The organism is Serratia sp. PL7 (genome assembly GCF_945957435.1).
This window is the reverse complement of record NZ_CAMFLB010000001.1, coordinates 38,751-51,802: the sequence shown is the minus strand read 5'-3', so window position 1 is coordinate 51,802 and position 13,052 is coordinate 38,751. Positions and strand designations below refer to the sequence as shown.

The following is a 13,052-nucleotide window of genomic DNA, read 5'->3' as shown; positions in this document are numbered from 1 at the left end:
TTTGCACGCGATCGCCGCCACCACGCGTCCCCCCATTTCACCCGCCGCCGCTTCGGGTTACAGTAGCCGCGAAAACAGGAGGGGTGATGGATCCGCAACGGCAAATTATCGACTGGCTGCAACAAGATAACGCGCGCATGGCCGCCCTGCGCACCGTGCGCCGGCTCGGCCTGAATGACTGGTGCCTCGGCGCCGGCTTCGTACGCAACCTGGTGTGGGATCGGCGCCACGGCTATAGGGAGCCCACGCCGCTCAACGATATCGACGTGATCCACTTCGATGCGCAGCGTGCGGACGCCGAACGCGATCGCATGCTGGAGGCGCGGCTGCAACAGTGGCTGCCGCAGCCGTGGTCGGTCAAGAACCAGGCGCGCATGCACCTGCGCGGCGGCCGGGCGCCCTACCGCAACAGCGAAGAGGCCATCAGCTTCTGGACCGAAGTGGAAACGGCGATCGGCGCGCGCCTGAACGCCGACGACAGCATCACGCTGGTCGCCCCTTTCGGGCTCGCGGCGCTGTTCAACGACACCATTACCTTCAACGTGAAAAATGGCGATCACACGGCCTATGCCCAGCGCGTGGTCGACAAAGGCTGGCTGCTGCGCTGGCCGCGTTTGCAGCAGGTAAAGATTTAGCCGCCGCTGCCGATACCCTGAACAGCGAGATCCAGACTCAGGGAGAGCAACCATGTCGACCACCATCACCATGATCGTACCGATCAAGAATACCGTTCCCGGCGTCAGCAACGTCTTTAGCGCGCCGGGCCATCAGGGCGAATTGCTGATGGCCAAACCGGTCAACAACCAGCCGCAAGGCGGCAAGATGGAGAAAAACGAACGCGCCAACGGCAATGACGAACCGGTTAACCTCAATGAAAGCCGCGCTTCGGCGCGCATCAAGGCGCTGAACCGGCAGATTCAGGCGCTGCAGCAAAAGCTGGTGGAACTGAAGGATTCCGACGCCGATCCCAAAGAGATCGAAAAGCAGAAACAGCTGATCGAAGCGCAGATCAAGATGTTGCAAGCCGAGATCGCGCGCATCCAGAAAGAAGAAATGGAAAAGCAGCAGCAGGAGCAAATGGAAAAAGCCGCGGCGCAATCCGGCGACGGCGTAAACCGCCCAACGCCGCTCAACGCGGTGGACGTCTATATCTGAGTCAATATGCCGCGTTTTCCCGCCGGCGCTGTTGCAGCAGCGCCGCCTGCTGACGCGCCACCTGCCAGATGGCCTCCGCCGCCGGCGTCAGTGAGCGGTTCTTGCGCCGCACCAGCATCAGCGCGCGGTTAATTTCCGGCACCAGCCGCCGCACCCGGAGCCGCCCCCCTTCCGGCAACGGCAGCGCCAACGCCGGGAAAATGCTGATGCCAATCCCCTCCGCCACCATCGGGAACAGCGTGGCCGGATGGCCGATTTCCTGCACCACCTGCGCCTCCACGCCCTGCTGTCTCAGCGCACTGTCGATCAGCGGCCGGCTGCCCGACGCATAATCCTGCAACACCAGGCGGCAACCGTTCAACGCCGACCAACGCACCGCCGGCTGCGCAGCGAACGGATGATCGTCGCGGCACAGCAACAGGAAAGGTTCATGCAGCACCGCTTCGCACTCCAGATCCACCGCCTGTACCGGATCGACCACGATGCCGAAATCCACCTCGGCGTTGCGCACGCTGTGCAGCACCTGCTGCTGCGCCTGATCGCGCAGCATGATGCGGATCTCCGGATATTCACGCTCGCCGGCGGCGATGCACTGCGGCATCAGATGGGCGGAAATGGTTTGGCTCGTCGCCACCCGCACCGTGCCGCTGCGCTGTACGCCAAAGCTGCGCGCATCCAGCAACGCGGCCTGCAGCTCGTCCAGCAGCCGCTCGACCCGGTTGGCCAACCGCAGACCGGCGTCGGTCAACACCACTTCACGCGTGGTGCGATCCAGCAGCCGCACGCCGACCTCCGCTTCCAGCTCTTTCACGCTGTGGCTGACCGCCGATTGCGTCAGGCCGATCGCCTCACCGGCGCGGCTGAAGCTGCCGTGGCGGGCGATGGCGACGAACACCCGCAGCTGTTTGAGTGAGTAATTCATGTGTTTTATTCATGGATGAATTAAATAAATCAATTTTATTATTATATGCCCGCGCGGGAGAATAGCCCCATCGATTTTCTACCCGAGCGCATCGCCATGAGATTCCTGCCCGATCGTTTTACCCTGACGCTGATCGCCACCGTGCTGCTGGCGTCGTTCCTGCCGGCGCGCGGCGAGTTCGTCGGCTGGCTCAACGCCCTGACCATCGCCGCCATCGCCCTGCTGTTTTTCATGCACGGCGCCAAGCTGTCGCGCGAGGCCATCCTGGCCGGCAGCAACAACTGGCGGCTGCATCTGTGGGTGATGTGCAGCACCTTCATCATTTTTCCGGCGCTGGGCGTGCTGTTTGCCTGGTGGGCGCCGATCGACGTCAGCCCCGAGCTGTACGCCGGTTTCATCTACCTGTGCATCCTGCCGGCCACCGTGCAATCGGCCATCGCCTTCACCTCGCTGGCGGGCGGCAACGTCGCGGCGGCGGTATGCAGCGCTTCCGCCTCCAGCCTGCTCGGGATCTTCGTGTCGCCACTGCTGGTCGGCTTGTTGATGAATGTACACGGCGATACCGGCGGCCTGCGGCAGGTCGGTTCGATCGTGCTGCAGCTGCTGGTGCCGTTCGTCGCCGGTCACCTGCTGCGGCCGCTGATCGGCGGCTGGATCGAACGCCATCGGCCACTTATCGGTAAAACCGATCAGACTTCAATTCTGCTGGTGGTGTACGCCGCCTTCAGCGAGGCGGTGACGCACGGCATCTGGCATCAGGTAGGGATGGGCTCACTGGCGTTTATCGTCGGTGGCAGCATCGTGCTGCTGGCGATCGTGCTGGTGGTGAACACTTACATGGCGCGCTGGCTGGGGTTCAGCAAAGCAGACGAGATCACCATCGTATTCTGCGGTTCGAAGAAGAGCCTTGCGAACGGCATTCCGATGGCCAATATCCTGTTCCCGGCGGCGACGGTGGGGATCATGGTGCTGCCGCTGATGGTGTTCCATCAGGTGCAACTGATGACCTGTGCGGTATTGGCGAAAAGGTATCAGCGCAAGCAGCAGGCGCAACAGGCGGTGCCCAACGCGCAGGCGTCGCGCGGGTAAAAAAAAGACGGGCCAAGGCCCGTCAGTTCAGCTTTTCTTCAGCGGCTTGACCAGGTGGTCAAGCCCTTCGATTTTAATCGCCAGCGTCATCTCCATCAGCATGCCGAGCTTGCCTTTGGGGAATTCGCCCTTGCGGGCGAACCACAGCAGGTACTCTTCGGGCAGATCGATCAGCACCCGCCCTTGGTACTTGCCGAACGGCATCACGGTATTGGCGATCTCCAGCAGGTTTTCTTTTTCCATCACTCACCCAGCAAGCGGATCATCTCCGCTTCGTCGATCACGGCGATACCCAGCTCCTGCGCCTTCGCCAGCTTGGAACCGGCCGCCTCACCGGCGATCACCAGATCGGTTTTCTTCGACACGCTGCCGCTGACCTTGGCGCCCAGCGCCGTCAGGCGATCTTTGGCCTCGTCGCGCGACAGCTGGCTCAGCGAGCCGGTCAGCACCACGGTTTTGCCGGCGAACGGGCTGTCTATCTCTTCCGCCGCCACCACCACCGGCGCCGGCCAGTGAATGCCGATCTCGGCGCCCACCAGCTCGTTGATCACCTGCTGATTGAGCGCTTCATCGAGGAAGTTGCGAGTGTGTTTGGCCACCACTTCGCCGACGTCCGGCACCTCTTTCAGCGCCTCGATGTCAGCGGCGAACAACTTCTCGAGCGATCCGAAATGCGCCGCCAGGTTGGCGGCGGTCGCTTCGCCGACCTCGCGAATGCCGAGCGCATACAGGAAGCGGGCGAAGGTGGTCTGTTTAGATTTCTCCAGCGCATTGACCAGGTTCTGCGCCGATTTCGGCCCCATGCGATCCAGACCGGTCAGAATGCCGGCGGACAGCCGGAACAGATCGGCCGGGTTCTTCACGTACTCCTTGTCCACCAGTTGCTCGATGATCTTGTCGCCCATGCCTTCAACGTCCAGCGCGCGGCGGGAAACGAAATGCTTCAACGCCTCTTTGCGCTGCGCGCCGCAGATAAGACCGCCGGTGCAGCGCGCCACGGCTTCGCCTTCCACGCGCTCAACGTCGGAGCCGCACACCGGGCAGTGCAGCGGGAACACCACTTCGCGCGCATCCTGCGGCCGGCGGTCTTCCAGCACCCCCACCACCTGCGGGATCACGTCGCCGGCGCGGCGCACGATCACCGTATCGCCGATGCGCAGCCCCAACCGCTCAATTTCATCGGCATTGTGCAAGGTGGCATTGCTGACGGTCACCCCGGCCACCAACACCGGCTCAAGGCGGGCCACCGGCGTAATCGCGCCGGTGCGGCCAACCTGAAACTCCACTTCGCGCACCACGGTGATCTGCTCCTGGGCCGGGAATTTGAACGCCGTTGCCCAACGCGGTGCTCGCGCCACAAAGCCCAGCGTTTCCTGCAGATCGATGTCGTCAATCTTGATCACCACGCCGTCGATGTCGAAACCGAGCTGTGCGCGTTCCTGCTCGACCTGACGATAAAACGCCAGCACTTCCTCGCTGCCGGTGCGGCGCTGGGCGCGATCGCTAACCGGCAGGCCCCAGGCCTTGAACTGCATCAGGCGCTCAAAGTGGCTGCGCGGCAGCTCGCCGCCTTCCAGCAGGCCGACGCCGTAGCAGAAGAAGGTCAGCGGCCGTTTAGCGGTAATGCGCGGATCGAGCTGGCGCAGCGAACCGGCGGCGGCGTTGCGCGGATTGGCAAACACCTTGCCGTCTTTGCGCCGCGCCTCTTCGTTCATCTGTTCAAAACCGGCCTGCGGCATGAACACTTCGCCGCGCACTTCCAGCCGGCGCGGGATGTTGTCGCCGGTCAGGCGCAGCGGGATGGCGCGAATAGTGCGCACGTTGGTGGTGATGTTCTCCCCGGTGGTGCCATCGCCGCGCGTCGCCGCGCGCACCAGTTCGCCGTCTTCATACAGCAGGCTGACCGCCAGGCCATCCAGCTTCAGTTCGCAGCAGAAGGTCAGCGGATCGCTGCTTTTGAGCCTGTCCTGCACGCGCTTGTAAAACGCCAGGAAACTTTCTTCGTCGAACACGTTGTCCAGCGACAGCATCGGCACTTCGTGACGCACCTGGTCGAACGCCGCAAGCGGCGCCGCGCCCACGCGCTGGGTCGGCGAATCGGCGGTGATCAGCTCCGGATGCGCGCTCTCGAGCTCGCGCAGCTCACGCATCAGGCGGTCATATTCCGCATCCGGCACTTCGGGCGCATCCAGCACATGATACTGGTATTCATGATGGCGCAATGTGGCTCGTAGTTGATTGATTTGTTGGATTATCGATTCCATGGCTCACCATCAAAGATAAAAAACCCCCGGCTAGCGGGGGCTTTGTTGTTACGGATGTTCAGTGCGCGCGGCAACCCGGTCAGGCGTTGTTTTCCAACACTTCACGGATACGCGCTTTGTAGGTTTCCAGCTTCTGCGGCGTCATCATGCGGCGCTCGTCGTCCAGCACCACGCCGCCCACGTCGTCGGCGATGCGCTGCGCCGACTGCAGCATCAGCTTGAAGTTCTGATTGGCGTCGCCGTAAGACGGCACCATCATGAACATCGACACGCCCGGCGTGGAGAAATCGGACATCATGTCAGGATCGAACGACCCCGGCTTGACCATGTTCGCCAGGCTGAACAGTACCGGGCCGCTGCCGGCCGGGCTGATATGGCGGTGGAAGATGCCCATCTCGCCAAACTGGAAGCCCGCCTGCAACACGCTCTGCAGCAGCACTTCGCCGCCGATCACGCCGCCCTGATGGGCCGCGACGTGCAGCACCAGCACGGTCTCTTTCAGCTTAGCCTGAATTGGCGCAGCCGCAGGCTGCGGTGCAGGTTCCGGCGCAGGCTTCACTTCCGGCGCTTGCTGCACAGGAGCCGGTTCGGCGTGGAATGCCGGTTCTGCCCCCTGCGGCGCCTCATGTTCATGCGGCAGATCGTCGACGCGCGGCTCACGGCGCACGGCCGGTTGCGGTTGCTGCGGTTCGGCCTGTTCTTCGTCCGGCGCGTAGTTGTTCAGCAGGATATCATCATATTCCGGCCGCTGAGACAGCGGAGGCGGCGTCTGATGGGCAGCCGGCTGAACGGCGTGGGGCGCTGGCGCAGCCGCCGGAGCGGGCTTCGGCGCGGCCACGGGTTCTTCGCGTGCGGCATCGAAATGGCCGAATGACGGCTCGTCTTGCGGGTGAGCGGCGCGTACGCGCACCTCACCGACGCCTTCTTCGAGATCGTCGATCGGAGTTTGTTCACGTTCCTTTTGGGAACGTTTGGCTGGGCGATCGCGGAAGAGCGCTGACCGTTCTTTGCGACTGGTCCACAGACCGTGCAATAACAGCGCTATTATGGCGATCGCGCCAACAACGATTAATATCAGACGCAAATCCTGCATCATTGCTATCTCTGTTGTTCCAATACATTGCCACCGCGGCAAACATTCACTCTTTAACTCTATTTGCCCGCGCACACAAGTGCAAGTCCGTGCTGAACTTTATGCCAATAAAGATGATTATACTGCCTTTTTCTGCTGGTTTTTCAGCCAACCCTACCCTAGCCAGTGGAAAATCATCCCTATATGATAATGATGCCTGTTCAGACAACGAGATAACTTAAGATATGTCCTATACGCAGCTCCCTTCCCGCTCGACCAGCGGCATTCACTATTTCGCCGAAGGCTGGCGCCTGATTTCGCGCCCGGGGATTAAACGCTATGTGGTCCTGCCGTTGCTGGTCAACGTGCTGCTGATGGGCTCCGCTTTCTGGTGGCTGTTCAGCCGGCTTGGCGATTGGATCCCGGCGATGATGAGCCACGTTCCCGACTGGCTGCAATGGTTGAGCTACCTGCTGTGGCCGCTGGCGGTCATTTCGGTGCTGCTGGTGTTCAGCTATCTATTCAGCACTATCACCAATCTGATCGCCGCGCCGTTCTGCGGCCTGCTGGCCGAGCAGCTCGAAGGCAGCCTGACCGGCAAACCGCTGCCGGACACCGGCCTGCTCGGCATCGCCAAAGATCTGCCGCGCATCATGGCGCGCGAATGGCGCAAGCTAATGTATTACCTGCCGCGCGCGCTGCTGCTGCTGGCGCTGTACTTCGTGCCCGGCATCGGCCAGACGGTGGCGCCGGTGCTGTGGTTCCTGTTCAGCGCCTGGATGCTGGCGATCCAGTATTGCGACTACCCGTTCGACAACCACAAGGTGAGCTTTGCCGACATGCGCCGCGCTTTGCGCCAGCACAAAACCGACAATCTGCAGTTCGGCGCGCTGGTCAGCCTCTTTACCATGATCCCGATCCTCAACCTGGTGATCCTGCCGGTCGCCGTCTGCGGCGCCACCGCGATGTGGGTCGATCGTTATCGCACGCAATTCGTCCGATAATCGCTGTTTTTTACCGCCGACAGCGCGGGAATTTTCGACAGGGCGCGCATTTCGCGCCCTTATCATTGTGCTTAAAACTTATTTCCTAATAACATATAGATATACCAATTCTTTACTTCCCTGCCGGTACTGTTAGCGTATGCTTTCGATGTTCCCCACATTTTCATAGAGTTAAAGGACGGGCTATGAGCAAGATATATGAAGACAACTCATTAACAATCGGCCATACGCCGCTGGTTCGTCTGAACCGTATCGGCAACGGACGCATTCTGGCCAAGGTTGAATCACGCAACCCGAGCTTCAGCGTCAAATGCCGCATCGGTGCCAATATGATTTGGGATGCGGAACAACGCGGCGTGCTGACCGCCGGCAAGGAACTGGTGGAGCCGACCAGCGGCAACACCGGCATCGCGCTGGCCTTCGTCGCCGCTGCGCGCGGTTACAAGCTGACGCTGACCATGCCGGAAACCATGAGCATCGAGCGCCGCAAGCTGCTCAAGGCGCTGGGCGCCAATCTGGTGCTGACCGAAGGGGCGAAAGGCATGAAAGGCGCCATCGCCAAAGCCGAAGAGATCGTCGCGACCGATCCGAACCGCTACCTGATCCTGCAGCAGTTCAGCAACCCGGCCAACCCGGCCATCCATGAAAAAACCACCGGCCCAGAAATCTGGGAAGACACCGATGGGGAAGTCGACGTGTTCATCTCCGGCGTCGGCACCGGCGGCACATTGACCGGCGTCAGCCGCTACATCAAGAACACCAAAGGCAAGGCCATCACCACCGTGGCGGTCGAGCCGACCGACTCGCCGGTCATCAGCCAGGCGCTGGCCGGTGAAGAGCTGAAACCGGGCCCGCACAAGATCCAGGGCATCGGCGCCGGCTTCATTCCGGGCAACCTCGATCTTGACCTGGTGGATCGCGTCGAGAAAGTCTCCAACGACGAAGCCATCAGCATGGCGCGTCGTCTGATGGACGAAGAAGGCATCCTGGCGGGCATCTCCTCCGGCGCAGCGGTCGCGGCGGCGGTGAAACTGGCCGAAGAACCGGCGTTCGCCGACAAGACTATCGTGGTCATCCTGCCCTCTTCCGGCGAACGTTATCTCAGCACCGCGCTGTTCGCCGATCTGTTCACCGAGCAGGAATTGCAGCAGTAATTCCGCAACTGCACAAATCGCTAAAAAAGCACCCTGCGGGGTGCTTTTTTGTGGACTGGATCAAACTTTATAGCAGTCCAAGATTGCTTTTGCCCGTCGCCTTTAGTATTTAACGTTGCATTATTTCGATGCGCAAAATTAATCACTCTCCGAGCACGGTCAAGGCTGAATCGATTTACTCATCTGTCGCCGACGCGGCGAATCGGGCATAATGGGGAGCGGATTGGAACGACGTCTAAAGCCGAGTTTTTTGATCTGAAGTGCCTAACGCGTCGTTTTCTGTTGCATCAACGTTCGCCCCTGTCCATAGTCAGGCGCTATAACCAGACAAGTTAAAGTCAGGCCCCTGGGCTAAACTTTAACTCCACAACATTAATCCAATAAGTTGGGGAAACATCAATGTTCCAGCAAGAAGTTACTATTACCGCTCCGAATGGTCTGCATACTCGCCCTGCCGCTCAGTTCGTTAAAGAAGCCAAAGGCTTCACGTCTGACATCACCGTGACCTCCAACGGCAAAAGCGCCAGCGCTAAAAGCCTGTTCAAACTGCAAACTCTGGGGCTGACTCAAGGGACCGTAGTGACCATCTCAGCTGAAGGTGAAGACGAGCAGAAAGCCGTTGAGCACTTGGTAAAACTGATGGCAGAGCTTGAGTAATCGGCCCGTCTTTTTAGTTAACACCAGTCAAGAGTAAGGTAGGGTTATGATTTCAGGCATTTTAGTATCACCGGGCATCGCTTTTGGTAAGGCTCTCTTGCTGAAAGAAGACGACATCGTCATCAACCGGAAAAAAATCTCTGCTGATCAAGTAGAGCAGGAAGTCTCGCGTTTTCTGGCCGGCCGCGCAAAAGCGTCCGAACAGCTGGAAGCGATCAAGACCAAAGCTGGCGAAACCTTCGGCGAAGAGAAGGAAGCTATCTTCGAAGGCCACATCATGTTGCTGGAAGACGAAGAGCTTGAGCAGGAAATCATAGCCCTAATCAAAGACGATCTGGCCTCCGCAGACGCCGCCGCCTACACCGTGATCGAAGGTCAGGCAAAAGCGTTGGAAGAGCTGGACGACGAATACCTGAAAGAACGCGCCGCCGACGTGCGCGACATCGGCAAACGCCTGCTGCAAAACATTCTGGGCATGCCGATCGTCGATCTGGGCTCCATTCAGGACGAAGTGATCCTGGTGGCCACCGATCTGACCCCGTCCGAGACCGCGCAGCTGAACCTGGACAAAGTGCTGGGCTTCATTACCGATCTCGGCGGCCGCACCTCCCACACCTCTATCATGGCGCGCTCCCTGGAGCTGCCGGCGATCGTCGGTACCAGCGACGTGACCAAGCAGGTGAAAAACGACGACTACCTGATTCTGGATGCGGTTAACAACAAAATTTACGTTAACCCGACCGCTGACGTTATCGATCAGCTGAAAGCCGCCCAGAACCAATACATCACCGAGAAAAACGATCTGGCCAAGCTGAAGGACCTGCCGGCGATTACGCTGGACGGCCATCAGGTTGAAGTCTGCGCCAACATCGGCACCGTGCGCGACGTCGCGGGTGCAGAGCGCAACGGCGCGGAAGGCGTCGGCCTGTATCGTACCGAATTCCTGTTCATGGACCGTGACTCGCTGCCGACCGAAGACGAGCAGTTCCAGGCTTATAAAGCCGTGGCGGAAGCCATGGGCTCGCAGGCCGTGATCGTCCGCACCATGGACATCGGCGGCGACAAAGACCTGCCGTACATGAACCTGCCGAAGGAAGAGAACCCGTTCCTCGGCTGGCGCGCCATCCGCATCGCGATGGACCGCCGTGAAATCCTTCACGCCCAGCTGCGCGCCATCCTGCGCGCCTCGGCGTTCGGCAAACTGCGCATCATGTTCCCGATGATCATCTCCGTGGAAGAAGTGCGCGATCTGAAAGGCGAAATCGAGACGCTGAAGGCGCAGCTGCGCGAAGAAGGCAAGGCGTTTGACGAGAGCATCGAGGTGGGCGTGATGGTGGAAACACCGGCTGCGGCGGTCATCGCTCACCACCTGGCGAAAGAAGTCGACTTCTTTAGTATTGGGACAAACGATCTAACCCAGTATACTCTGGCGGTAGATCGCGGCAACGAGCTGATTTCTCATCTCTATAACCCGATGTCCCCATCAGTACTTAGCCTGATCAAACAGGTTATTGATGCATCTCACGCAGAAGGCAAGTGGACCGGCATGTGCGGCGAACTGGCTGGCGATGAGCGTGCTACACTGTTGTTATTGGGCATGGGGCTGGATGAGTTCAGCATGAGTGCGATTTCAATCCCGCGCATCAAGAAAATTATTCGTAACACGAATTTCGAAGATGTGAAGGCGTTGGCAGCGCAGGCCTTGGCACAGCCAACGGCACAAGACCTGATGAATTGCGTCAATAAATTCATCGAAGAAAAAACGCTCTGCTAAACTTCCACGACACTGGAACGCCGCCCAATTTAATGCTTAGGAGAAGATCATGGGTTTGTTCGATAAACTGAAATCTCTGGTTTCTGATGACAAGAAAGACACGGGCACTATCGAGATCGTCGCTCCCCTTTCTGGCGAAATCGTCAATATCGAAGATGTGCCGGACGTAGTGTTCGCTGAAAAAATCGTTGGCGACGGTATCGCCATCAAACCGGCCGGTAACAAAATGGTTGCTCCGGTTGACGGCACCATCGGTAAGATTTTCGAAACCAACCATGCATTCTCTATCGAATCCGACAGCGGCATTGAGCTGTTCGTCCACTTCGGCATCGATACCGTAGAACTGAAAGGCGAAGGCTTCAAACGCATCGCCGAAGAAGGTCAGCGCGTCAAGAAAGGTGACGTGGTTATCGAGTTCAACCTGCCACTGCTGGAAGAGAAAGCCAAGTCTACCCTGACGCCGGTCGTTATCTCCAACATGGACGAGATCAAAGAGCTGATCAAACTGTCCGGCAGCGTGACCGTTGGCGAAACCCCGATCATCCGCATCAAGAAGTAAGCGCGGATGAGCAAGAAAAACGGCGCCCTCGGCGCCGTTTTTTTATCCCCTTCGTCGTATCCCAATCTCGCTACGTTATGACGACCAGCGCGGGATACGCAGGGTAATGACCAGCCCCTCTCTGTCGCCGTTGCGCGCCTCAACCTGGCCGCCGTGCGCCAATACCACCTTGCGGGTGATCGCCAGCCCCAGGCCGTAGCCCTTGCCCGACTGCGCCGACTTCACGCGTACGAACGGATCGAAGATGCTCGACAGCTTCGCCTCTTCGACCCCCGGCCCCTGATCGCTGACCGCGATCTGGAACTGGTTATCGACGCGCGACAGCGCCACCGTCACCCGCTGGCCGTGGCTGGAAAAGCGCAGCGCATTGCGCACGATGTTGTCCACCGCTCGCCGCATCAGTTCCGCATTGCCCTTGACGGTGTACTCCACGTCCGACTCGGCCTGCAGCACGATATCCACGCCGGGCACCTGCGCCTCGTAGCGTGCATCGCTCACCACCGCATCCACCAGGCCGTACAGATCGAAGTACTCCTCGTCCGGCAGGCTACTGTGTTCGGTACGCGACAACGCCAGCAGCTCGCCGATCATTTTGTCCAGCCGCCCCGACTCGTGTTCGATACGTTTGAGCGAGGCTTCGACGTTACCGGCATTCTGCCGCGCCAGGCCAATCGCCAGCTGCAGGCGCGCCAGCGGTGAACGCAGCTCGTGCGAAACGTCATGAAGTAACTGCTCGCGGGCGCTAACCAGCAGTTCCAGCCGCTCGGCCATGGTGTCGAAATCGCGCGCCACGTCGGACAGCTCGTCATGGCGGCGCCGCATGTTCGGGAACAGCCGCACCGACAGATCGCCCTGCGCCACCCGATCCAGGCCGCCGCGCAGCTGACGCATCGGCCGGGTCAGGTTCCAGGCCAGCACGGCGCTGAACAGCAAACCGCCCAGCCCGCCGACCCACAGCATCGGCGCAGGAATGTTGAAGAAGTGGGAACGCCGCTCCGGCCGATACTCTTCCCGCAGCCCGCGCACGTCATAGCTCAGCCAGTAACCTTGCCCTTCTCCGGTCTGCACCCAGGCGGAAATCGCTTTCGGCATACGACGCCCTTCAAACACCGGTTCTTCCGGCGCGGGCGGCGGCGGTTGGGTCATCGGCGTAACCGACAGCAGACGCCTGTCGTCCTCGGGCCAGTCGCGCATCAGGGCTTCCAGCGCCGGCATACCGCCGCTGCGCAACTGGGTGGCGGCGGAGGTCAGTTGCAGGCCAATGACCCGCCGCGCCATGGCGTTCTCCGGCGGCACATAACGATCGCCATAAAGAGAAAACGCCACCCACAGCGCCTGCGTCATGATGAGGAAGGTCAACCAAAAGCCGAGTAAAATTTTCCAGAACAGTCTTCCGCGCATA

The 13,052-nt window shown here is 60.0% G+C and carries 13 protein-coding genes; 8 read left to right on the top strand and 5 right to left on the bottom strand.

Translation table 11 applies throughout. The features are described from left to right. Window positions 1-86: 86 nt before the first annotated feature. On the top strand, window positions 87-635 hold the full coding sequence (locus N6G83_RS00270) for a nucleotidyltransferase family protein (protein WP_043140323.1): 549 nt from the start codon (window positions 87-89) through the stop codon (window positions 633-635). A gap of 52 nt (window positions 636-687) precedes the next feature. Further along, on the top strand, window positions 688-1,155 hold the full coding sequence (locus N6G83_RS00265; protein WP_043140327.1) for a FlxA-like family protein: 468 nt from the start codon (window positions 688-690) through the stop codon (window positions 1,153-1,155). Window position 1,156: 1 nt separating this feature from the next. Here the strand turns inward: N6G83_RS00265 and N6G83_RS00260 are convergent, their stop codons facing one another. Beyond that, window positions 1,157-2,077, bottom strand: coding sequence for a LysR family transcriptional regulator (locus N6G83_RS00260; RefSeq protein ID WP_049209340.1), 921 nt, complete (start codon window positions 2,075-2,077; stop codon window positions 1,157-1,159). 96 nt (window positions 2,078-2,173) lie between these two features. On the opposite strand from N6G83_RS00260, the gene N6G83_RS00255 reads away from it, so the two are divergent. Continuing rightward, window positions 2,174-3,166 (top strand): bile acid:sodium symporter family protein, encoded by a 993-nt coding sequence (locus N6G83_RS00255; RefSeq protein ID WP_047574159.1) that lies wholly within the window; start codon window positions 2,174-2,176, stop codon window positions 3,164-3,166. A 27-nt stretch (window positions 3,167-3,193) separates the two neighbouring features. Here the strand turns inward: N6G83_RS00255 and N6G83_RS00250 are convergent, their stop codons facing one another. The 3 genes from N6G83_RS00250 to zipA all read right to left on the bottom strand — a co-directional run bounded on the left by N6G83_RS00250 (window position 3,194) and on the right by zipA (window position 6,526). Next, window positions 3,194-3,409: a DUF3820 family protein gene (locus N6G83_RS00250; protein WP_004936441.1), complete on the bottom strand. Its 216-nt coding sequence runs from the start codon at window positions 3,407-3,409 to the stop codon at window positions 3,194-3,196. After that, window positions 3,409-5,430, bottom strand: a complete 2,022-nt coding sequence (gene ligA, locus N6G83_RS00245; RefSeq protein WP_049209341.1) for an NAD-dependent DNA ligase LigA — start codon at window positions 5,428-5,430, stop codon at window positions 3,409-3,411. The genes N6G83_RS00250 and ligA overlap by 1 nt, the downstream gene beginning before the upstream one ends. Before the next feature lie 79 nt (window positions 5,431-5,509). After that, window positions 5,510-6,526 (bottom strand): cell division protein ZipA, encoded by a 1,017-nt coding sequence (gene zipA, locus N6G83_RS00240; RefSeq protein WP_043140339.1) that lies wholly within the window; start codon window positions 6,524-6,526, stop codon window positions 5,510-5,512. Between the two features lie 221 nt (window positions 6,527-6,747). On the opposite strand from zipA, the gene cysZ reads away from it, so the two are divergent. From cysZ to crr, 5 genes are all read left to right on the top strand, one after another. Further along, window positions 6,748-7,506, top strand: coding sequence for a sulfate transporter CysZ (gene cysZ, locus N6G83_RS00235; RefSeq protein ID WP_025303781.1), 759 nt, complete (start codon window positions 6,748-6,750; stop codon window positions 7,504-7,506). 185 nt (window positions 7,507-7,691) lie between these two features. Continuing rightward, the gene (cysK, locus tag N6G83_RS00230; RefSeq protein WP_004936453.1) at window positions 7,692-8,660 is read left to right on the top strand and encodes a cysteine synthase A; all 969 of its coding nucleotides are present in this window, start codon (window positions 7,692-7,694) and stop codon (window positions 8,658-8,660) included. A 399-nt stretch (window positions 8,661-9,059) separates the two neighbouring features. Next, the gene (ptsH, locus tag N6G83_RS00225) at window positions 9,060-9,317 is read left to right on the top strand and encodes a phosphocarrier protein Hpr (protein WP_004936458.1); all 258 of its coding nucleotides are present in this window, start codon (window positions 9,060-9,062) and stop codon (window positions 9,315-9,317) included. Between the two features lie 46 nt (window positions 9,318-9,363). Continuing rightward, window positions 9,364-11,091 carry a phosphoenolpyruvate-protein phosphotransferase PtsI gene (gene ptsI / locus N6G83_RS00220; RefSeq protein ID WP_025303782.1) on the top strand — a complete coding sequence of 576 codons (1,728 nt, stop codon included), beginning with the start codon at window positions 9,364-9,366 and terminating at the stop codon, window positions 11,089-11,091. Window positions 11,092-11,140: 49 nt separating this feature from the next. Further along, a complete protein-coding gene (gene crr, locus N6G83_RS00215) occupies window positions 11,141-11,650 on the top strand; it encodes a PTS glucose transporter subunit IIA (RefSeq protein WP_004936467.1) in 510 nt (169 codons plus the stop codon). Between the two features lie 75 nt (window positions 11,651-11,725). Here the strand turns inward: crr and N6G83_RS00210 are convergent, their stop codons facing one another. Beyond that, the gene (locus N6G83_RS00210) at window positions 11,726-13,051 is read right to left on the bottom strand and encodes an ATP-binding protein (RefSeq protein ID WP_025303783.1); all 1,326 of its coding nucleotides are present in this window, start codon (window positions 13,049-13,051) and stop codon (window positions 11,726-11,728) included. Window position 13,052 lies beyond the last annotated feature (1 nt).